Origin of the sequence: Paenibacillus sp. AK121 (assembly GCF_019042715.1) — a bacterium.
GTDB classification, from domain to species: domain Bacteria; phylum Bacillota; class Bacilli; order Paenibacillales; family Paenibacillaceae; genus Paenibacillus; species Paenibacillus polymyxa_C.
In genome coordinates, this window is record NZ_JAHPJM010000017.1 from 1 (window position 1) to 25,500 (window position 25,500).

The window sequence follows — 25,500 nt, forward strand, 5'->3', positions numbered from 1 at the left end:
CTCCATTAAAGACCAACCGAAGTTGGTTATAGAAAGAGCGATTAGCTCATTTTGAAACTGACGAGATAAAATATCTCATTGTTGATTTTGCGAACAAAACCATTTACTCACTCGTTGTTCAGTTTTCAAAGATCAAACATTTATTCTGTTGAATCAACTCATCGCCTCATCAACTCTTATATCATATCACTTCCGAACCAACTTTGCAAGCATTTTTTTAAAAACATTTTTTTGTATTTCTCGCTCGCAACCATATATCTCTTGGCCGGAATTAGATTATATCATTCTACATTTTTGAATGCAAGCTTTTTTTTGAATTGTTTTTACAACGTTTATGTTTGTAACTAGACCCTGGGCTTTTGTTCAAATGGTTCTTATTTGTATGCTCTTTTTTCTTTAATATTGATGATTTGACAAAGAAAGGATGGGTATAAATAATAAGGCACACCCGCGCCATTCCCCCCAGCCTTTAATAGTGAATAGGTGGATACTACGGAACTTCAATTTAATGGTTTAGTATGAAATGTTCATCAAGCCCAAACCACACCAAAGCGATTTTACTTCATATGAAATAGATGATGACTACTTAAATAATGACATTGTAGAGGAGTAGATTTTAAATGAAACAACGAAGGCGAACCTGGACAAGAGTCGTATTTGGGGTTATCTCTTGCTTACTGCTTGTTGTTATCTCTGGATTTGTGTATGAGTCGATTGCATCCAAACATGATAAGTCGCAACATCCTCCTCTGGGGAGAATGGTCGACGCTGGAGGCTATCGTCTCCATATTCATAAAATAGGTGCTGGCTCTCCGACGATCGTGCTTGAATCAGGAAGCGGGGAAAGTAGCCTGTCCTGGAGGGATATTCCCGAGAAGCTGTCATCCTTCGCCACCGTTGTATCTTATGATCGGGCAGGCTATGCATGGAGCGAGGAGGCAAATACACCACGCACCGGTGAAAACATCGTTCGGGAGCTTCATACTGCTCTAAAGAATGCAGACATCCAACCTCCTTATATCTTTGTAGGTCATTCTCTCGGGGGGATGTACTCAAGGCTTTATGCACAAACATACAGAAACGAAGTAGCAGGACTGGTTCTAGTGGATGCTAGGCCTGAGAATGATGCTCGCCGGACCAATAAGATTTATGCCAAAGAACGGCCTAAGGGCAATCCCTCGCCACTCATATCCATTCTCCTAGAAAAAGCAGGGGCTTTCCGTCTGTTTCCCAATTTTATGCTAAACGGACGGGTGGAGTATCGAGATAGAAAATCTTTTGTGAATATTGTTGCTTCCCCTAAGTACTTCCGCTCTGTTGCCGAGGAGGGTGATCTGGCGAGCACTACCGAAGATGCCATACGCGGACAGCATTTGGGTAACCTCCCTGTGCGTGTGATAGCCCGAGGCATTCAGCAAGATTTGACTCAGTTTGGTATTAGCAAGCGTGGAAATGATCAGATCGAACAAAGCTGGCAAATTGGGCAACGCGAGATGCTCAATATCTCTACCAATAGTAAATTTATTGTTGCCAAGAAGAGCGAGCATATGATTATTCATGATCAACCAGAGCTTGTCATTCAAGTCATCCGTGAGCTCATCTCCAATATCCATTATTCTCGGTCAACCGTTGCTAAAACAAACACTGATCATTAGAGGCACTACTCTCTGCATGTTGAGGATTTCATAAAATAAAAAAGACGCCCGGGTCCCTCCTATATAAAGGAACCCGGGCGTCTTTGCTGCTCACTACTATTCTCGTTGTTTGATCTTAGGACAAAATAGGCTTGTTTTTAGATGAGGCTTCTGCAATTTTACCAAGTATTTGTCTCAGTACTTTAGCATTTTCCCCGACAAAACCGGAATCAAGCAGCACATCATGCGTTCCGATGACTTCGTATTCTTTGTATTGGCCAAGTGTTGCCTGTTGCCATAACAATTTATCTAATGATGTATCCGGCCCAATACTATCATCCTCTGCAATCAGAGCATGGATATTTGCATGAACTTCACCTGCGTTAATAAGTTCATCGCGGTAGGTGGAGTAAACTAGCATTTTTTCCATGACTCGCTCCCTGTCCGCTGGATCTGCGAGGAATGCTTTGTACTGCTCTCTAATGCTGTCCAACACTGTCTCGACAATCTCTTCAAGCTCCTCTGGTGTCGATTCATCCTTGGACATCTTTCTCATAGCATCTACCATAATAATGTCGCCAACATGGTACCCTCGCATTTCCATGGCTTTAGCTACCTCGAAGGCCAGATTTCCTCCAAGTGAGTATCCCAGGAATACATATGGACCCTCTGCTTGAATATCCACGATGGCATCGATGTATCGATCCAGCATATCCTGACCCTGGTACCGATCGCCGATAAATTCCATCCCGTACACCTCGCAAAGCCCTTCCAGCTCCTTGGCCATCTCATAGTACCCCAAAGAGTGGCCTACCCGTGGAGGGAAGCAAAATACTTTAAGTGTTCCTTTCCCTGGGAAGCGGATAATCTCCATTTCTTGTTCATCCGCAGCAGCTGTTGCCTGCAGCTTGAAAATTTCATGTGCCATTTCTTCCACTGTCGGCAGATTAAACACGGCCTGGAGCGGGAGATGGACGCCCATACTGGACGAGATCCTTTGAATCAAGCCCAATACTTTCAGGGAATGGCCCCCAAGCTCGAAGAAATGATCCCTGATTCCGATTTCCTGTACACCGAGCACCTCGGACCAAATCTGAGCGAGCTCTACTTCTGTCTGCGTACGCGGCGCGATATACTCCGCCGTACTCCGCAGAAGGGTTTCCGGTGCTGGTAGCGCTTTGCGATCCAATTTGCCATTCGGATTCAGTGGCATTTGTCCCAGCTGTATGAAAGCAGATGGAATCATGTAGCTTGGCAGCTCGCTGGCCAGTGCCTCGCGTAGGACGCCCGCTGCGAGCCCTTCCTCGGCCACAAAGTATGCGCAAAGCTGAGTACTTCCGCTGGAGTCAGCCAGTGCTAGAACAACCGCTTCCTGCACCGACGGCACCTTCAGGATTTGTGCTTCCACTTCTCCCAGTTCAATGCGGTAACCGCGGATTTTTACCTGGTGATCGATCCGTCCCAAATACTCAATATTCCCGTCTGGCAACCACCGGGCCAAATCGCCCGTTCGGTAAATCCGTTCTCCCGGTTTGTACGGATGAGGAATGAACTTCTCTGCCGTCAGTTCCGGCTGATTGAAGTACCCTCTCGCTACCCCTTCACCTGCAATGCAGAGTTCCCCTGGCACACCTACTGGTGATACCTGAGAAGCGCTATCCATCATCCATACTTGGACGTTAGCGTACGGTTTGCCGATAGGCACATGCGTTAGAGTCGCAGTCTCAGGACTCGTTGTATATCGAGTCGCATATACAGCCGCTTCCGTAGGACCGTAGATGTTCTCCAGTACTGCATAAGGAGACACTTTATAGTACTCTTCCACAAGTTTGGCAGGCAGCGTCTCGCCGCAGGCAAACAGATATTTCAGAGTAAGGAATCCTTGGGTACTGCTTTCTTTCAAATATTGAACGAGCACGCTGAGCATCGAAGGTACCAAATTAAGATGCGTGATTCGGTTCGTATCCACAGCCTCCAGCAGTGCCACCGGGTCTTTGTCCACGCCCGGCGGCAGGATCACAAGCGTCCCCTGTCCAAAGAACCAGCAGAACAGCTCTGGCACGGAGAAGTCAAAGGTGAATGTCGTTTTGAGCAGGAATCGATCACCTGCCAACATCGGATATTCAGCTTCCAACTGGCTCAGTGTATGGACGGCGGAGCGATGCTCAATCATTACACCTTTCGGCTTGCCGGTTGAACCCGACGTGTAAATGATATACGCCAGATGCTCTGGCCCTGCAATTGGCTCCAGATTGGAGTCATCCGCATGATACGCCTGCGGATCATCCAGTGCCAGGATCGTGCCAGTGAATGGGAAACGATCTATGAGATGACTCTTCGTCAGCAGAAGCTTCGCTCCCGAATCCTCCAGCATGTGGCGGATACGGTCTTCCGGAAACTCCGGATCAATCGGTACATAGGCGCCGCCCGCTTTTAGAATGGCATGGATGCCAATGATCATCTCAAGCGAACGCTCGACCATGATGCCGACTGGCTGATCCGGTCTGACCCCTTGCGCACGCAGCGTACGTGCGAGGCGGTTGGCCTGCTGATGAAGTTCTCCGTAGGTAAGCTCCGTTTCGCCGAAAATAAGTGCTGTATGATCCGGTGTGAGCGCAGCTTTTTCCTCAAATATACCGTGAAGGGTCTTCTCACGCGGATAAGGAGCTGCTGTGTCTCCCCATACCTCTATAATTTGTGATTTCTCTTCTGGCGTAATCAGCTCCAGCTCATCAATACGGATAGCAGGTTGTACAGATACGCTTGTCAGAATTTTCGTCAAGTGTCCTTGAATCCGTTCCACGCTCTCCCGGTCATAGACACGAGCATTATAACGATACAAGAACTCTAGACTACGTCCCGGCAGCACAATGAGGTTAAAGTCATAATTTGTCTGTTCAAACATCTGAACATCCGTAATTTTGTATTCGGCCTCATCATTGGCAATTTTCTCTTCCAGGTGCTCTTCTACCGGATAATTTTCAAATACCATAATATGGGAAATCAAATCTTGCTTTTGCTCACTCTGTGCTTGAATCTCATAGAGCGGATAGGAATCATAAGCATGTCCTGCCAAATATAATTCCTGCTGTCTCTTCATTACATGCGAGAACGATTCGCTTCCCTCGGCCTGAACCCGAACTGGAACTGTATTAATGAAGAGACCGATCATGCTTTCGATACCCGGAATCTCGGCAGGTCTGCCTGATACCACACTTCCGAAGACGACATCCTGGCTTCTATTATAGCGTTGCAACACGATTCCCCAGGCTGCTTGCATCAGTGTGTTCATCGTCACCTGGTGCTGCTTGGCCACTTGTTCCAGGCGCTCGGTCAATTCCGCATCCAACGTGAATACCAGCTTCTCTGACAAGTAGGCTTCTGCTTTGGCCGATGGCTGTGTAATAGCCTGTGGCAGCTTCGTCTGCTGCTCGTAGCCTTCCAGGTATCCTCTCCAGTAAGAGGATGCCTCTTCCTCGCCTTGTTTCTCCAACCATTGAATGTACTGGCTGTACGATGCTGCTGCAGGAAACTCAGGTTCCCTTTGCTCACGTAGAGCTCCGTATGTTTCAAACACTTCCTGGAGCACAAGCGGCATACACCAGCCATCCAAAATGATGTGATGAGAGCTCCACAACAGATGGTAATGCTCTTTTGCAGTACGTAGGATAGCAACACGCAGCAAGGCTTCGTTCGCAAGATCAAAGCCTCTTGCTTTGTCTTGGGCAATGTAAGCTGCAAGACACGCTTCTATTTCACTGGATTCCAGCTCATGCAAATCCTCGTACACGAAATCGCATGCTCTTTCTTTGAACACAATCTGTATGGGGAAATCGCCCCATCCGGCATGGAAATTCGTTCTCAATATGGCATGCCGTTTCATCAGATGCTGTAAGCTGCGTTTGAAATCCTCAGGATAGAACACTCCCTGAATTTCAAATGTGGCCTGCTCAAAGTAGACCTCTGAATGAGGCTCCAGCAAGCTGTGGAACAACATTCCCTTTTGCATTGGTGTCAGTTTATACATATTTTCAATGCTACCGATGTGCCGTGTCTGCTCTTCCAGCTCCTCGATTTCCTCCAAGCTGATATCTTTGAGGAGTACATCGCTTGGTGTAAGTTCGGTTCTTTCCTTGCGCACACAGTGCCCAATAACTTCACTGAGACGCTCCTTCAGGATACCGACAAACTTCTCTACCGAATCTGCATGGAACTGCTGATGGTTATAGCTGACCGAAAGCTGAAGCTGTCCTTCGGTAATCAGCCCATTGATGTTCAATGCCTGATGCTGTACCATCTGCTCACTGACCTCAGATCCTGCCGAGTAAGGTGATACCTCCATCGTTCCCTCTGCAAGATCCTGGTCAAACTGCCCTAGGTAGTTGAAGATAATCTCCGGTTCTGCCGAGAAGGAGGAGCCAACCGATACGTCGCTCAAATATTTCAAAATACCATATCCTACACCTTTGTTCGGGATACGACGCAGATCTTCCTTAATACGCTTGATTCTGGCGCCGATCTCCAATTCGCCTCCCATCTCAAGAGCGACAGGATACTGACTTGTAAACCAGCCTATCGTGCGAGTGATATCCAATTCCGGTACTACAGGCTCCCGTCCATGTCCTTCCAGTAGGATGCCTATACGTTCGATCCCTGTCCACTCGTGAACCGCCATACCGAGGGCCGTCAAGAGCAGATCGTTAACTTCCGTATTGTAAGTTCGATTCGCCTCTTTCAAGAACTGCTCTGTCTCTTCTACCGACCATGTTACCGTAACAGCCTCGCTGTCTTTTATAAGAAGAATACCGTCCACTTTGTCTTTTGGAAGAAGGGCAAATCCCTCTCCTTCCACCTCAGCCCAAAAGCTGCGTTCTTGTTCAGCCGCCGGGCTGTTGGCGTATTGCGTGATTCCATCAACCCATGCACGGTACGAATCCGTCTTCTGTGGAAGTTTGACCGCTTCTCCACGTGCTGCCTGCTCGTAGCCTTCCTGTAGGTCCTCAAAGAGAATACGCCAGGATACGCCATCCACAGCCAAGTGATGAATAACGATCAACAAATGTTCGCCTTCCGTACAGCGGAACAGACCTAGTCTAAAGAGTGGTCCATCCTCCAGAGAGATGCTGCGCTGAATGGCTTCTGCACCTGCTTCTATTGCCAAAGCCGGATCTTTTTCATCCCGCAAATCGTGGATTTGGAGGCTATACAGCTCACCTTCGCCCAAGCTACGGTTCCAGGCTTCTACTCCTTGCTCTCCTTGGCGGAACACCAGTCGCAGCGCATCATGGTGCTCTGCAATTTTTTGAATAACCTTGGCGAGCGCATCGGTATTAAAGCCTTCACGTCGGTACAGCATAACCGACTGATTAAAGTGATGAAGATCCGTTGACTGCTCTTCGAAAAATCTGCGCTGGGCAGGTCCCAGTTTTACTGTTCCGTGTACCTCGCGCTGATCTGCAATTCGGCTGACTGCGCTAACGCGCTGAGCCAGTTCGGCAATTGTTGGATAGCTGAACAAATTCTTCATTTCCAGTTTGTAGCCTGCGTGGAGAAGTCTTGATGAAACCTGAATCGATTTGATCGAGTCGCCTCCAAGTTCAAAGAAATTATCATGTATACCAACAAGCGGCACGCCGAGCACACCTTGCCAAATCGAAGCCAAAATGTTCTCCACATCCGTCCGCGGTGCAGCAAAGGCAGCTCCTGCCTGCACACCCACGTTTGGTTCAGGCAGTGCCTTGCGATCCAGCTTGCCATTCGGTGTCAAAGGCATTACGTCCATTTGGACAAAGTAAGACGGAATCATATATGCAGGCAGTTCAGCAGACAGTTCATTTCTCAGCTCGCTGACAGACATTTCCCGATCCGCTACAAAGTAAGCACATAGAGACTTCTGTCCATTGGCATCTGCCCACGCAACAACGAGAGCTTCCTCGACAAGTGGTATTTCCAGCAACTTGGCCTCAATCTCACCAAGTTCAATACGATAGCCCCGGATTTTGACTTGATGGTCAATACGCCCAATGTACTCAATGTCTCCATTAGGAAGGCGACGAGCTAAATCTCCGGTCCGATACATATTTCCTTCCGGGGCGAACGGATTCCTAATGAATTTTTCGGCGGTAAGATCCGGACGGTTCAGGTATCCACGGGCTACTCCGTCCCCGGCGATGTACATTTCGCCCTCCACACCTAACGGTACGAGACGAAGCTGTTCATCCAAGATATGAATGTATATGTTATCGGACGGCAATCCAATCGGTACGGATTCCCGTGTATCCTTCGCAGGATCGTACAGGTGAATCATGCAGCCGACGACGGTTTCGGTTGGACCGTATTCATTGTAAATCTTGATGTTGCCACCAAAGAGGTCGGTAATCGTTTTTGACAAATGCGTGGTCAGATTCTCTCCACCCACAATGAGCTGCTGAATACGACTTTCCGCTGGAATGGTCATGTCTTTTATGAGACTAAGATGTGTCGGCGTCAGCTTGAGAATATCGACCGCATTTTCGCGCAAAATATGCTGAACAACCTCCGCTTTATCTATACCATCATAAATCCGTACTATTCCTCCGTTTATTAACGGAGTAAACATTGATGTCATCGTCAAGTCAAACGAGATGGATGAATACAGCGGGAAGTCCGTTGGTTGCCCTGCACAATAGACTTTATTGGCCCACCAGATGTAGTTCACGATTCCTTTATGGTTAATCATGGTTCCCTTCGGATTTCCTGTTGTACCCGAAGTATAGATTAAATACACCAAATCGTTTCCTCTCACAGGAATATTAGGATTATTCACTCCAGTTCCGTAGATGTGCGGAGAATCCAATTCCATAACCATTCCCTCAAAGGACGCTAGCTTCGTCAGGTGGCTCTGTGTGAGCAGAATCTCAGCGCCAGAGTCCTTCAGAATATACTGTATCCGCTCCTGCGGATATTCAGGATCAATCGGTACATAGGCTCCGCCCGCTTTGAGCACGCCCATAATGGCAACCAACAGTTCCACTGATCGATCCGCCAATAGACCCACTACTTGTTCGCTCCGCAGTCCTTGGGCTATCAAGGTCGAAGCCAGTCTGTTTGCCCGCTCGTTCAGCTCCCGATACGTGATCTGGATGTCACCGCTTATTGCCGCGATCTTATCCGGCGTACGGGCAACCTGTTCTTCAAACAAGGTGTGCAGACCCTGATCACTTGGATAGACATGAGCCTTGCCACCCCAGTCGAGCAGCTTCGTCCGTTCCTCCGGTGTTACAATCTCCAGCTCCTGTATCGTCGCTTGCGGACGAGTAGCTACCTGATCGAGCATTTGCAACAAGTGTCCTCCGATTCGCGCAATGCTTTCTTGCTCGTAGACCGAAGCATTGTAGCGAATGCAGACCTTAATGTCCTCGCCTGGAATGACAACCAGGTTAAAGTCATAGTTAGTTTGCTCAAACATGGCGAAGTTGGCGACTTCGAGATTGTCCTCTGTTTGATTACCCGACTGTTCTACCTGTTCGTCAAGCGGATAATTTTCAAAGATCATAATATGAGAAATCAGGTCTTGCTTTTGAGTTGTTTTCCCCTGAATCTCATACAGCGGATAAGTGTCGTAGGCACGACCAGCCAACGAATGTGCCTGTGTACGTTTCATCACCTCGACGAAGGCCTCGTCTTTGGATGACTGTACACGGATAGGTACTGTATTAATAAACAGACCCACCATATTCTCGATCCCTGCAATCTCAGCAGGTCTACCCGATACAACACCGCCGAAAACTACATCCGAGCTGGCATTGTAACGCTGGAGAATCAGTCCCCAGGCTGTCTGCATGAGTGTGTTGACCGTCACATGATTGCGCTTCGCGACAACGTCCATTTTGCGGGTCAAGGCTGTACCCAAATGGAGAACATGCTCATTCAGAACGTAGCCCTCTTCTTTAGCTTGAGATTTCGTTTTAGCTTCTGGCAATACCGTATTGCCGTCATAGTCTTCGAGATATTGACTCCAATATGTTGAAGCCTCTTGATCGTCCTGTGCATCAAGCCATTCAATATAACGGCTGTAGGGCTGAGCCGGCGGCAGTACAGGCTGTACTTGCTGACGCAGGGCAGAATAATAATCGAACAGCTCCTGTGTAATAATCGGGATGCACCAGCCGTCCATGACAATATGATGGAAGCTCCACAATACAAGGTGGCTTTGTTCTTTTTGCAAGACACTCACTCGCATCAGCGGATCTTCTGACAAGCTGAATCCCTTAGCCATATCTTCAGTAGTGTAAGCCTGAATCTGGGCTTCTTGCTCCTCCAACGTAGCGGCACGCAAATCTACGTAGTTCAGAGGGATAGGCCGTTGCTTAAAGACAACTTGCAGCGGTACATCAGTAATATTGTTGTAAAAACCGGTACGCAGTATGGCATGTCGTTGCGCCAAAGCCTGGAAGCTCTCGAAGAAGGTATCTACATCGAAGCTGCCACGTAGCTCAAACGTTGCCTGCTCAAAGTAGGAAGAGGAGTCCGGCTCCAGCAAGCTGTGGAAGAGCATGCCCTTCTGCATTGCCGTTAGCTTGTACACATCCTCAATCTCTCCAATATGGGCCGTCTGGGCTGTGAGTCGATCAAGCTGCTCCAGGGTCAGACCTTGGAACAGAACATCACTTGGAGTAAGCTGTACACGCTCCTGAGCCACACAATGCCGGATAACCTCGCTAAGGCTTGACTGTAATAATTCAGCAAAATGGCTTACCTTCTCCTTACGGTACTGCCTATTGCTATACGTAATCGTCAGTGATAGCTGTCCTTCGGCAACCATGCCATTCACATCCAGAGCATATTGCTGTGGTGTGTAATCGCTGAGCGCCTTACCGACTGAATGTGTAGACAAGCTAAGAGCATTGCCCTCCAAGTCCTGGTCAAACTGTCCAAGGTAGTTGAAGGAAACTTCTGGTTCTACGCTGAATCGAGCGCCATTTTCCGGTGCCATATATTTCAGCAGACCGTAGCCGATACCTTTGTGCGGAACCTCACGCAAATTCTCCTTGATGCGCTTGATCCGGGTAGATACTTCCTGCCCATCTTGCAGGTTCAGCAGAACAGGGTACTGAGTTGTGAACCAGCCCACGGTACGGGTAATATCCAGATCTGGTATGATCATTTCCCGGCCATGCCCTTCAAGGTTAACCAGAACCTGCTCCATGCCTGTCCAGCGCTGAATAGCTGCTCCCAGAGCAGTCAAGAGCAAATCATTCGTCTCCGTATGATAAGCCCGGTTTGCTTGTCGCAGCAGCAGGCCGGTTTCTTCAGCAGACCACGTTACCGTAACCGACTCGGTATCTCGAATGGTGCCTGGCTCCTGATCCTGATCCTTTGGCAGTGGAGTCAGAACCGTCTCCTCAATCTGCTGCCAGTATGAACGTTCCTTTTCCAGAGCAGGGCCTGCTGCATACTTCGCCGCTTGCTCGGACCATACAAGATACGAATCGGTCTTTTGCGGAAGAACAATCGCTTGTCCATTCAACGCCTGCTCGTATCCTGTTGCAATGTCCTCAAACAGGATGCGCCAGGACACGCCGTCAACCAAGAGGTGATGAATGACAATCAACAAATGATCGCCATCCTTACAATGGAACAAGCCTAGCTTGAACAGCGGGCCTTCTTCCAAGTGGAAGCTCGCCTGAATGGCATCAGCTTGGGTTTGAACAGCAGCTGCCTCGTCATCTGCCTGTCGCATATCGGCGATGTCCAATGTGTAGAGTTCACCTTCGTCAACTCCCCGATTCCAAGCCGTGTATCCAGCTTCTGTAGGTCGGAAAACCATACGAAGCGCGTCATGATGGATCGCAATTTGGTCCATTGTCAACCGGAGTGCAGCTTCATCAAAGCCTTCTTTCCGATAGAGCATGACAGCATGATTGTAATGATGCGGCTCTGCTGTGTGGCGTTCAAAGAACCAACGCTGAATTGGCATTAACTCCGCTGCACCCTTGATTTCACCTTGCTCTGCTGTGCGTCCGGCTACCTGAAGATACGGGCTTAGCTCGGCAATGGTCGGATATTTGAAGAGATCCTTCATCTCTAATTTGTATCCAGACTGGAACAATCTGGAGGATACCTGAATCGCCTTGATGGAGTCACCGCCCAGATCGAAGAAATGATCATGGATGCCGACCTGCTGTGCTCCCAGCACACCTTGCCATACGGAAGCTAAAGCTTCCTCAGCTGCGTTCCTCGGCGCTTCATAAACCGCTCCAGTCTGCACATTGGCCTCTGGAGCCGGAAGCGCTTTGCGATCCAGCTTGCCATTTGGCGTCAACGGCATCTGTTCCAATTGCATAAAGTAAGATGGAATCATATAAGCCGGCAGTTCAGCAGCCAAGGCTTTTCTCAATTCGCCTACCGTCAGCATCTGATCCGCAGTGAAATAGCCGACCAGCACTTTTTGTCTACTTCCATCCTCTCGGGCAAGCACAACGGCCTCCCTTACAGACGGAGCATGGAGCAGCTTCGCCTCCACTTCGCCCAGCTCAATGCGGTAACCCCGAATTTTAACCTGATGGTCAATCCGCCCGAGATACTCCATGCTGCCATCCGGCAACCAGCGTGCCAAGTCACCTGAGCGGTACATACGCTCGCCCGCTTCAAACGGATGAGCTACAAACTTCTCTTCCGTCAATTCCGGTCTATTTAGGTAGCCACGCGCCAGCCCTTCGCCCGCAACGTAGAGTTCACCCGGAATGCCAATCGGTTGTGGACGGCGTTGTTCATCCAGAATGTACGCACGTAGTGTCGGAATCGGGATACCGATATTACTGCGACCCTGCTCAATTTCCAGTTCTGTAATTTCCTTATAGGTCACATGCACGGTCGTTTCCGTGATGCCATACATGTTGATGAGCTGCACTTGCGGATATTTCGCTCTCCAGTCCTTGAGCAAGGCCGGGCTTAATGCCTCTCCACCAAAGATAATCATGCGGAGGCTCAACTCTGCCGCGCGATGACTAAGTTCTTCCTGTAGCAACTGGTAGAAGTATGTTGGCGTCTGGTTCAACACGGTAACCTTCTGATCCTTAAGCAATTGCAGGAATCGCTCAGGGCTCTTCGCGGTCAACGACGGAACGATGACCAGACGACCTCCGTTCAGCAATGCCCCGTACATTTCCCATACAGAGAAGTCGAAACAGAACGAATGGAACAGCGTCCACGTATCCTGAGAACCGAAGTCAAACATATTTTTATCATTAAAGAGCAAGCGGACTACATTTTTATGCTCGATCAGTGTTCCCTTAGGCTTGCCTGTCGTACCCGATGTGTAGATGACGTAGGCAAGATGATTCGGTCCAGCTGCAGGCTCCAGATTTGAGATATCTTCCTTGTAGGAAGCCGGCTCATCCAGATTGATGACGTCCCCGGTAAAGGAGACACGTGTCTCCAGATGTGCTTGTGTCAGCAGAAGCTTGGCTCCCGAATCCTCAAGCATAAAACGAATGCGATCCTCTGGATATTCAGGGTCCACAGGGACATAAGCTCCGCCCGCCTTCAAAATGGCTAAAATCCCAACGACCATTTCAAGGGAACGATCTGCCATGATTCCAACCAGACCATCTGGTTGCAGACCACGCTCGCGCAGTGTTCTGGCAAGTCCGTTGGCCCGCTCATTCAGCTCGCTATAAGACAGGGTTGCCTCTTCACATACGACTGCTACTGCATCCGGATTACGAACAGCCTGTTCCTCGAACAGTGCATGAATCGTTTTGTCACGAGGATAATCTGCTTTGGCTTCGTCCGCATCCTTCATCAACATCGATTTTTCCTGCGGTGTCACGATATCCAGGGATGACAACGACATTCCCGGATTGGCGATAGCTTCCTGAATAAGCTGTACAAAGTGGCCTGCCATCCGCTCAGCGGTCTCCCGCTTGTAGATTGCAGTCGCGTATTCCAGCGTGCAGTTCAATGTCCCATCCGCTTCGCTCACCGTCAGTGTGAGGTCGAACTTGGCAGCAGGATGTACATGATCGTAAGGAGTGAAACGCAATCCCTCGATTTCTTGTTCTCCCTGCTCGATATTTTGCAGAACAAACATAGTATCAAATAGTGGGTTACGACTCAGGTCACGCTGAAGCTGCAGCTTCTCTACCAGCTCCTCGAACGGATAGTCCTGGTTTTCATAGGCCCGCAGGGCTGTTTCCTTCACTTCCTGCAAGTAAGCCTCGAAGGACTTTTCGCCCTCTGGATAAGTACGCAGTGCCACTGTGCCTACGAACATACCGATGAGACCTTCGAGTGTGGCATGGGATCTTCCCGCCACTGGTGAACCGACAATGACATCTTCCTGACCCGTGTACTTATGCAAGAGCGTCGTATAGGCTGCCAGCAGCACCATAAACAGCGTAGAACCTGTTCGGGTAGCCAGCTCCTGAAGTGAAGCGCTCAGAGAAGCATCAATCTGGAAGTCAATCCGATCTCCCGCAAAGCTTCGTACCGCAGGACGAACTTCGTCCACTGGCAAATCCAGCACCGGCAAGCTCCCGCGGAATGCATCCAGCCAGTAAGCTTCCTGGGCTTTGAGACGCTCTCTTCCGAGCTGCTCTTGCTGCCATACCGCATAATCCGCGTACTGGATTTGTAGCGCAGGCAATACGTCCTCTTCTTGGTAGAAACGGAGAAACTCCTCTATGAGAATATTCATAGAAACCCCATCTGAGACAATATGATGCATGTCAAACAATAGTAAATGGCGCTCATGTGCAATACGAATCAGACCCACCCGCAGCAATGGAGCTTCACCAAGATCGAAAGGACGGACAAATTGCTGAAGGGTAGCTTCTGCCTCTGACTCGCTCAACTCCGCATATTCCACCGTAAACGGAACATCCGGTAGGATTTGCTGTACAGGTTCACCGTTAACGGTCACAAAACGGGTGCGCAGCGAACCATGACGACGAATCAGACGACGGAATGCCTGCTCTAGCCGTTCCCGATCCAGGTCTCCCTCAACCGTAAGGATACCTGGCATATTGTAGCTCAGCTCTCCACCTTCCAGCTGACTAAGGATAAACAGCCGTTTTTGGGCTGAGGACAATGGATAGTGCTCGCGTGCTTCGGCTGTAGGAATTTCTTCGAAATTCAGCGGTGTATAGGCTTCAATGGCCCGAGCCAATCCTTCAATGGTAGGCGACTCGAACACTTCTCTTAGACTAATCTCGCGATTCATCTCCTTACGAATTCGTGAGACTAGCAAAGCTGCACGCAGTGAATGGCCTCCAAAATGGAAGAAATTATCCTTTACTCCCGCGCTCTCTACACCCAGCACCTCTTGCCAGATTTCGGCTAATTGGATTTCTACAGGTGTCTTTGGAGCCTCAGATGAAGCAACTGCCCATCCACGCTCGCCTTGCAGCGCTTTTCGATCTATTTTTCCGTTCGACGTTAGAGGCATGTCCTCCAGTTGTATGAAGCGAGAAGGGATCATATATCCAGGCAGCATCTCCGACAGATCTGCTCGGAGCTCGGATACCTCAAGTTTCTGAGCAGCTACGAAGTAAGCGACTAGATCCTTGTAGCCGTCATCACTCTCCACAGCCAAAGCCACGACTTCCTGAACGGACGGCACTCTGAGCATATGTGCTTCGACCTCGCCCAGCTCGATCCGATAGCCACGAATTTTGACTTGATGATCTATTCGACCTAGGTACTCGATGGTTCCATTCGGTAACCAGCGAACCAGGTCGCCCGTCCGATACATACGCTCTCCTGGAGCATACGGATTGTCCACAAATTTCTCATCCATTAACTCAGGGCGGTTATGGTACCCCCGTGCTAACCCGATACCCGAAATGCACAGTTCTCCAGCTACGCCGACAGGCAGCAATCTGAAATGGTCATCCAAGATATACACACGATGGTTGGCAATTGGTTGTCCAATGGATACGATTCCTACGGTTTCTTCACTGTTCTGGGCATTCCATATGGTAGTGCATACGGAGTCCTCAGTTGGACCATATGCATTGAAGTATTGTACATGCTTTCTCCACTTTTCGATCAATTCGACCGATGTGGCTGACCCAGCTGTTAGCAGGCATCGCAGTGTCGGCAGACGCTCTGGCTCGAGATGGATAGCGTAGGCTGGTGGCAAAGTCGCTACCGTAATCCCCTTATCGTTCATGAACTGCTCGAACAAAGCATGATCCAAAATCTCTTGTGTAGAAGGAATACACAGAGTAGCTCCGTGGCTCAATGTCGTTAAAATTTCCGAAACCGATGCATCGAACGACAGGCTTGCAAACTGAACAATCCGATCCTGCGGTGTAACTTCGAAGAGTCCGCGGTATACGTCCGACAGATTTTGTAGTCCCCGGTGTTCCACTAATACGCCCTTAGGCCGACCTGTCGTGCCTGAGGTATAGATCACGTAAGCCAAATCATCAGGGTCGGCCGTATCCTTCAAATTCGAAGTGTCGGCATCATAGGTCGACGGTTCATCCAGCAACAGGACATTCCCCGTCCAGCCTCTATGCTCCAGCAGATGAGCTTGAGCAAGGATCATCTTCGTCCCCGAATCCTCAAGCATGTAGTTGATCCGCTCTTTCGGATACTCTGGATCAATAGGAACGTAGGCGCCTCCGGCTTTCATAATGCCGTACATCCCAACGATCATATCGGTTGACCGTTCAACAATCAGCCCCACCAGGTCTCCCGTTTTGACTCCTTCAGCGCGCAGTCTTCTCGCCAATCCATTGGCTTTTGCGTTCAGCTCGGCGTAGGTCAGTACCTCGTTCTCAAATACAATGGCCGTGGCGTCCGGCGTTCGACCTGCCTGCTCCTCCAACAGCCCGTGAAACGTAGTACGGTGTTTGGAACTGGCCCCCGTGTCTCCCCATACGTTCAGAATCTGCTCTCTCTCCTGTGGTGTAACCAATTCCAGAGCATCCACGGAAATTGCAGGATTCTCCACAATTTGTTCCATCAGGTGGAACAAGTGGCCCTTGATTTGTTCGATCGTGGCTGGATCATAGACGAGCGCATTGTATTGGAACAACAATCTCATCTCTTTGCCCGGTAGAACAATTAAGTTAAAATCGTAATTCGTTTGTTCAAGAAGCTCCGCTTCCTCAATCTCAAAGGCAGCCTCGCCACCTCCCAGACGTTCTACTTCCTCTTCCACAGGATAGTTCTCAAATACCATAATATGAGAGATGAGATCCTGCTTTTGGTCCGTCTGAGCCTGGATTTCAAACAACGGGTAGGTATCGTACATATGAGAAGCCATATACTGCTCCTGCTGTTGCTTCATCAGGACTGTGAAGGGGAGATTTTCTTCCGTCTTCACACGAACTGGAATGGTATTAATGAACAGACCGATCATCCGGTCAATACCTGGGATTTCAGCTGGTCTGCCTGATACCACACTTCCGTATACAACATCCCGACTACCGTTATAGCGTTGAAGCGCAACGCCCCAGATAGACTGCAGCAATATATTCATCGTAACATGAGCATCTCTGGCCACCTTTTCCAGGCGTTCAGTCAATTCCCTGCTGACAGGATAATTCAGCTTCTCTGCTACATAACCTTCTCTTTTAGCTGCTCCATCGACTTGAGGTAAAAGCGTCTGTTGTTCGTAACCGGCCAGATATCGGCTCCAATAGTCGGCCGCAGCTGCCTCATCCTGCTGTTCCAGCCATTCAATATACCGGCTATACGGCTGAACCTCTGCCAGCTGAGGCTCTCTTCCTTCCAGGAGGGCAAAATAGTGTTCAAACACCTCCTGTGTAATTAATGGGACACACCACCCATCCATGACGATGTGGTGAAAACTCCATAAGAGACGGAAGCTCTCTTCATCTGTATGCAAAATCGATACACGGAGAAGCTCATCTTCAGCCAGATTGAAGCCTTGCTCTTTATCCTTAGCGGCAAATGTCTGCAGGTAAGCTTCACGCTGCGATGCATTCATCTCACGCACGTCTTCATACACCAATTTGGCGCCTCTATGCCGGAATACAACCTGTAAAGGCTCACCGCCCCATCCGCTGTAGAAGTTCGTACGCAGGATAGCATGGCGCTCCACCACTGCATCCAGACTGTGTCCGAAAGCGGTCGGATCAAAGCTACCCTTAAAGTCAAAGGCGGCCTGTTCAAAATAAGCCCCTGTATGCGGCTCGAACATATCATGAAACAGCATGCCCTTCTGCATCGGCGTCAGACTGTATACATTCTCAATATCGCCTATGTGATTGGTCTGCTTAGAAATCTCCTCCAGATCAGCAATACTCAGTCCCTTGGCAAGCACGTCACTTGGCGTCAATACAGTTCTTTCCTGGGTTACACAATGCTGAAGCAGCAGCCGTAGGCTTTCTTCGATATATCCAGCGAGCTGTTTCATTGTGGATGACTTATACTGTTTTCCGTTATAACTCATCGTCAGAGTCAAGGCTCCGTCTGTCACCATACCATTGATATCTAGTGTATAGGCTGACTCTCCCAGCAAGCTTTGCGCGCTTCCGGTTGGATAAGGAGAAACCTGCAACGAGCTTCCTTGCAAATCCTGATCAAACTGCCCCAGATAGTTAAAAGAAATCTCAGGCTGCAAGTTGAAACTGTCTGCGTCCTCCTGACTGGCCATCGTTTTGAGCAACCCATACCCGATACCTTTATTCGGAATACGGCGTAGCCCCTCTTTCACAGACTTGATCAAGGCTGACAATTCAGTATTATTTCCCAAGTCTAAAATGACTGGGTACTGACTTGTAAACCAACCGACAGTACGGGTAATATCGATATTCGGCACAATCGGTTCACGACCATGCCCTTCAAGATTCACAGCAATCTTGCCAATGCCAGACCACTTGGATACCGCCATGCCCAGAGCGGCCAATAGCAGATCGTTCGTCTCCGTTTGGTAAGCACGATGGGCTTTTCTCAACAGTTGATCGGTTTCTTCCACAGTCCACTCTGCTGTCACCATTTCGCTATCCTTCAGTAAAAGGCTTTCCACAGCCTCATCCTTCGGCAACTGCTCGAGCGGTTGATCCCCCAGTTCTCTCCAATACGCCCGATGAATCTCGATTTCTGGGCTTTCCGAATAACGGGCAAGGGCATCTCCCCAGTCACGGAAGGAATCCGTCTTCTGCGGGAATATCAGTGCTTGTCCTTGAATCACCTGCTCATAACCTGCTGCGATATCCTCAAACAAAATCCGCCAGGATACTCCGTCCACCACCAAATGGTGGATCACAATCAGCAGGTGGTCTCCATCCTGACAATGGAAAAGCCCTAACTTCATCAGCGGACCTTCTGCCAGATTGATGCTGCGCTGGATGTCGTCCGACAGCGTTGTAATGGCTGCAACTGGATTGGATTCGTTCCGTAAATCAGCAGTGAACAGACTATACAGCTCTCCTTCTTCAAGGTCACGGTTCCAAGCCTCGTAGCCATGCTCGGTCTGACGGAAAACCATACGAAGGGCGTCATGGTGCTCGGTCAATTTTCTCAGCACATGATGCAAAGCCTTTTCCTCAAATCCCTGTTCACGATACAGCATGACCGCTTGATTAAAGTGATGAGGCTCTGCCTGATTCCGCCCAAAGAACCACTGCTGGACTGGAGTCAAGCGAGTCGCTCCACGCACAACTCCCTGTTCAGCCATATGCACAGCCGTTTGTATTTCTGCACCTAGCTCGGCAATGGTTGGGGATTTGAACAGTTGCTTCATCTCTAACCGATAGCCAGCCTGCAGTAACCGTGACGACACCTGAATGGCCTTGATGGAATCTCCGCCCAATTCAAAGAAATTGTCATGGATACCCACCTGTTCAGCACCCAGCACCCCTTGCCAGACAGACGCCAAAGCTTCTTCAGCCGGTGTACGAGGAGCTGTATACTTCCGTCCTGTATGCGCACCTACTTGCGGAGCTGGCAGAGACCTGCGGTCTACTTTTCCGTTTGATGTTAATGGCATACGATCCATCTGGATAAAGTAGGATGGCATCATATAGCCCGGAAGTACCTGCGATAGGGCAAGGCGTACTTCGCCTGCCGTGAGCGCACGGTCCGCCACATAATAAGCGCAAAGCTGCTTCTCTCCAAGCTCATCCGCGCGAACGACGACTACGGCTTCAACTACTGACTCCACCTTGGCTAATTGAGCCTCAATTTCGGGGAGTTCGATGCGGTATCCGCGTATTTTGACCTGCTCATCAATTCTTCCTTTAAACTCCAGGTTTCCATCTGGAAGCCAGCGTACCAAATCGCCAGTTCGGTAGCAGCGTTCCCCGTCCTTAACAGGACTAGGGACAAATTTTTCTGCTGTGAGGTCAGGACGATTGAGGTATCCGCGAGCTACACCTTCACCGCCGACAATCAGCTCGCCCCAAGCACCAATAGGCTGTAATTGCAGCGATTCATTGACTACATAAGCGGTCGAGTTACTAATCGGGCGACCAATCGGCACGCCCCCTTCAACATGACCCGGAATCTTGTAGGTGGTGGAGAAGGTCGTATTCTCTGTCGGACCATAGCCATTGATAGGGACAAGATCAGGATTAGCCTCGATGACACGGTTTATATGAGATATGGACAGTACGTCACCACCCACCAACAATGCTTTCAATCCTCTGAACAGATACTCATCCTGCAGTGAAAGCTGATTGAAAAGCGGTGAAGTAAGCCACATGGTTGTAACCCCGTACTTGGCAATAGCTGCTTTGAGCCGATCGGCAATCAGGATGTCATCGTTCTCCACAAAATAAAGCTGTCCGCCGTTAAGCAATGCCCCCCATATCTCAAAGGTCGACGCATCGAAGGCCACGGCTCCTGTCTGCAAAATTCGCGTGGATTCGTTTAGTTCCACATAATTGGTTTCTTTGACCAGACGGACCACGTTCCGGTGTTCAACCATAACGCCCTTCGGTCTACCTGTCGTACCCGATGTATAGATAACATAAGCGAGTCCCTCTGGTCCCTGAACTACCTCCTCAGCTTGGACAGGCTCAGACGCATAAGCCTCTGCACTGCTGAGGTCAACAATCGGTAGACCGTAGTCTACATTTATAAGCTCGCCCTTTTGTACCAGTAGTAGCTTGGCATCGGAATCTTCGAGCATATAACGAACCCGATCTTCCGGGTAATCAGGATCGATCGGCACATAGGCCCCACCAGCCTGAAGCACTGCGAGCATACCAACCACCATCTCGATACTCCGTCCGCCCATAATAGCCACTGGTTGCTCCCTTAGTGTCCCCAAACGACGCAGTTTTTGGGCCAATCGGCGTGCCTTATCTTCCAATTCAAGGTACGTTAATCGGACATCGCCGAATACCAGTGCCGTCTGCTCCGGCGTACGCTTGACTTGTTCAGCGAACAATTCATGAATAGTCTTATCCCTTGGATAAGGAGTAGCTGTCGCGTTGAATACTTCAATGATTTGTACTTTCTCCTCTGGTGTGATCATCTCAATCTCGGCCAGTTGCAACTGAGGATTAGCCGCGACTGCATGCAGAACCCGAAGCAAGTGCGTTGCCAATCGCTCTACAGTTTCCCGCCGATACAAAGCCGTACTATACTCAAGGCCAAAGGCTAGTTCAGCACCCTTCTCCTCTACATTAAGGGACAAATCAAACTTGGCTGTGACGGTGTCCATTGGGTAAGGAGTAAAGTGCACTCCATCAATGTCCTGCTCTTCTTGCTCCGTATTTTGTAATACCAACAGGGTGTCAAAGATCGGATTGCGGCTCACATCACGTCCTACGCCCAGTTTTTCGACCAATTTTTCAAAAGGGTAATCCTGATGCTCGAACGCCTTGAGTGCTGTTTCCTTGACTTCCAGAAGATAATCCTGAAAGGTTTTCTCTCCTGCCGGGTAACTGCGCAAGGCCAGTGTATTGACAAACATCCCAATGATGCCCTCAAGCTCCGCCCGTGGTCTGCCGGCTACTGGAGATCCTACGACGATGTCCTTCTGCCCCGTATATTTGTGCAGCAGCACCGAATAAGCCGCCAGCAATACCATATACAGTGTAGTACCTGTACGGGATGCAAGCTCTTGTATCGCCTTATTGCCAGACTCGTCCAATGTAAAATCAATTCGGCTTCCCTCGAAACTCCGAACCGAAGGGCGCTGGAAGTCGGTAGGCAACTCCAATACCGGCAACTCTCCTTCAAAGGCTTGCAGCCAATACGCTTCAAGGTCTTGCCACTCTCTCTCAGACTGTTCCCGTTGCCATACCGCATAATCCTTATATTGAATATGCAGTTCTGGTAGGTGTTCTCCTTGATACAATTGCGTGAGTTCCTCCACCAGTATTTGAATGGAAACACCATCTGAAATGATATGATGCATATCAAACAGCAACAGATGACGCTCCTCCTGCAGCTTTACTAAGCCAACACGCAATAATGGAGCCTGACTCAGATCAAAGGCACGGGTAAAGCTGTGAATGAGCGTATCCGTTTCCTCCACCGACGCCTCTGTGTAGTCCAACGCAAACGGAACATTCTTATGCACACGTTGAACAAGCTCTCCATCCTGCATATAAAAGCCGGTTCTCAGCGATTCATGACGCTGGATCAGTGCTTTGAACGCAGACTCCAGCCGCACGCGATCCAACGGTCCGTCCACGGTGAAGGCCCCTGGCATATTGTAGCTGAGCTCTCCCCCGTCCATCTGTCTCAGCACGTATAACCGCTTTTGCGCTGAGGACACTGGGTATGCTTCGCTTTTCTCAGCCTGTGGAATAGACTCGTACACGGTTGGAATGCGTTCTTTCACCAGTCGCGCCAGAGATTCAACCGTAGGCGACTGGAATACTTCACGCAGCGAAATGCTGCATCCCAGCTCTTTACGAATCCGCGTAACGAGCAATGTCGCCCGCAAAGAGTGACCACCGATCTCAAAGAAATTATCGCGGACGCCCACGCGGGCAGCTCCCAGGATATCCTGCCAGATGAGCACCAGCTGTGCTTCCACTGCAGTTCTTGGAGCCAGATAATCCTCACCAGATTGCACGCTGCCCTCAGGAGCCGGCAACGCACGGCGATCCAGCTTGCCGTTAGGTGTAAGCGGCATTTGCTCCAGCCGGACAAAATAAGTGGGAATCATGTAAGCTGGTAATTCCGTTGCCAGCTGAGACCGCAATTCCCCTGGCGAAAGATCGCTGGAGGCTACATAGTAGGCGCACAGCAATTTTTGTCCCTGTTCGTCGTCCCGGGCGAGGACAATTGTTTCCCGTACGTTCGGAGCCTTAAGAATTTGGGCTTCGACCTCGCCCAGCTCAATTCGGTAGCCGCGAATTTTGACCTGATGGTCGATCCGGCCCAAATATTCAATATTGCCGTCAGGCAACCAACGAGCCAGGTCCCCGGTTCGATACAAGCGTTCACCCGCCCGATACGGATGTTCTACAAATTTTTCAGCCGTCAAATCTGGTCGGTTCAAATACCCACGGGCCAGACCGTCCCCGGCGATGTATAGCTCCCCTGGAACTCCGACAGGCTGCAGGTGTCTGTGTTCATCAAAGATATAAGCGCTAAGCGTTGGAATGGTTCTACCAATATTACTTTTGCCTGCTTCAATCTCATGTTCAGTGATTTCCTTGTAAGTGACATGGACCGTCGTTTCCGTGATTCCGTACATATTAATCAGTTGCACACCAGGATACTTTGCCCGCCAGTTTTTCAGAAGAGATGGGCTCAAGGCCTCTCCGCCAAAAATAATTTTTCTAAGACTGAGCTCCGTGGATGAGTGTGCTAACTCTTCTTGTATCACCTGATAAAAATAGGTCGGCGTTTGATTCAAAATAGTAACTTGATTGTCTTTCAACAGCTCCAGGAAAGCTGCCGGACTCTTGGCTGTAAGGGCTGGGACAATTACCAGTTTCCCTCCGTAAAGAAGCGCTCCATACATCTCCCATACAGAGAAATCGAAGCAGAACGAATGGAACAGCGTCCATGTATCCTGGGAACTGAAATCAAATAAATTGCTATCGTTAAAGAGCAGACGAACTACATTTTTATGCTCGATCAGCGTTCCCTTTGGTTTGCCAGTTGTACCCGATGTGTAAATAACATAGGCCAAATGGTTTGGTCCCGAAATGCTCTCCAGATTGGAAGCATCTCCTGTATACGTTGCGGCTTCGTCCAGACTCACAAGCTTCCCGTCAAACGTGGTACTCTCCCATAGATGGCTTTGGGTGAGCAATAAGCGGACTCCTGAATCCTCTAGCATGTAACGAATACGTTCTTCAGGATAGTCAGGATCAATTGGCACATAGGCCCCTCCTGCCTTCAAAACCGCCAACATGCCGATGACCATCTCTAGGGAACGATCAGCCATAATCCCCACGAGTACATCTGCACCCACACCTTCGGTGCGTAAATATCTCGCAAGCTGGTTAGCCTGCTCATTTAGAGCTAGGTATGTAATACTCTGCTCGCCCATCTGAACAGCTACGTGGTCCGGCGTGCGCTCGGCTTGTTCCTCGAATAAGCCATGAATCGTTTTCTCACGCGGGTAATCCACTACATCACCTTCTGAAAGAGCCAGAATGGATTGCTCTTCTGCTTCTCCCAATAGGTTTACCTCTGCGATGGAAAGCTGCGGTGTATGAATGATCTGCTCGGCGATCGTAAGCAGCTGGGACACCATGTCCGTTACTTCACTGCGTTCAAACAGCTTCGTCCGATAATCGACATCCAGTACCAGCTCGCCTTCATCCAAGATCTCCACGATATGAAGCACGAAATCATTCACTTCATCGCCGCAAAAATCATAATCCGTCAAAATGCGCACGTCATCCAAATCGACCCAGTTGATAAGGCGGTATTCCATGGAAACACCAAAAAGCCGCTGAATATCCTTGTTGCCGTGCATTTCTCTAAGATCCTGAATTAACTGATTGTACGGATATTTCTGATGCCGCAAGACTGACATTTGATCCCTAGCTACGTCCTGCAGGAAGTTCAACACCTCTACATCCTTGTCAACGTATGTTCTGGCTGCAGCCGTGCTGACAAACATACCGATCTTTTGCTTTTCTTTCTTGTTCCCCCGGTTAGCGAACGAGGTGCCGATCACCACATCCGGCTGATTCGTCACTTTGTGTATGTAGATATACATCGCACCCATGAAGAATTGGAAGAGAGAAATCCTATTTTGCTGGCAAAATGCCTGTAGCTCGCGATATAGCGCCTCTGGCACAGTAAAATGCTCCCGAACAGCTTGGGTACTTAGCGATAACGGATTATATGATTTCCAACCTGTCAGTTCAGGCAAATCAGAAAATTTGTCCAGCCAGTACGCTTTATCCTTCTGGTATCTATCAGAAAGCTCATATGCGTTCTCATCTGCAATATATTCAATATAAGAGCAATCATCGCTCAGCTTAGGTTCATTTCCTTGAATTAAATCCATATAAAAGGCTATCAGTTGATTGCCATAGACCACCATAGAAATCCCGTCAGAAATGATATGGTGCATTTTGATATTAATCCAATATTCTTCCTCACTAATCTTTACAATTAAAAACTGGAAGAGTTCAGAGTCCAATAATGGCAAAGGTTTGCTTTTGTGCTGCTCAAGCAAGGCTTCGACCTCGGAAATGCTTTCGATGTGGGTAAGATCCAGACACTCCAACTGTCTCTCTTCATAAGGAACGACATACTGCTTAGGTACTCCATCCACTGAGGTAATACGAATGCGGAACGCATCATACTGTTTGATAATCAAATTGATAGACTGCATGAAGGCAGCGATATGAATATGACCCTTCATCTTGGCTGTACCAGATAGCTGGGACACAGATGTATCCGGATAGAGTAATTCGGTATACCATATACGCTTTTGCGCATTCGTTAAATCAAATAACTGCATGTTATTCAT

At 49.1% G+C, this 25,500-nt stretch carries 2 protein-coding genes; one reads left to right on the plus strand and one right to left on the minus strand.

All coding sequences use genetic code 11. The features are described 5' to 3' along the window. Window positions 1-620 precede the first annotated feature (620 nt). The gene (locus tag KSP24_RS22475; protein ID WP_216976806.1) at window positions 621-1,655 is read left to right on the plus strand and encodes an alpha/beta hydrolase; all 1,035 of its coding nucleotides are present in this window, start codon (window positions 621-623) and stop codon (window positions 1,653-1,655) included. Between the two features lie 115 nt (window positions 1,656-1,770). Here KSP24_RS22475 and KSP24_RS22480 read toward each other — a convergent pair whose 3' ends face one another. Beyond that, window positions 1,771-25,500: a non-ribosomal peptide synthase/polyketide synthase gene (locus KSP24_RS22480; RefSeq protein ID WP_216976808.1), complete on the minus strand. Its 23,730-nt coding sequence runs from the start codon at window positions 25,498-25,500 to the stop codon at window positions 1,771-1,773.

Excerpts from the sequence above, each read along its gene's own strand:
- KSP24_RS22475 (WP_216976806.1), top strand. The coding sequence starts at position 621 with ATGAAACAACGAAGGCGAACCTGGACAAGAGTCGTATTTGGGGTTATC.
- KSP24_RS22480 (WP_216976808.1), bottom strand. The coding sequence starts at position 25,500 with ATGAATAACATGCAGTTATTTGATTTAACGAATGCGCAAAAGCGTATA.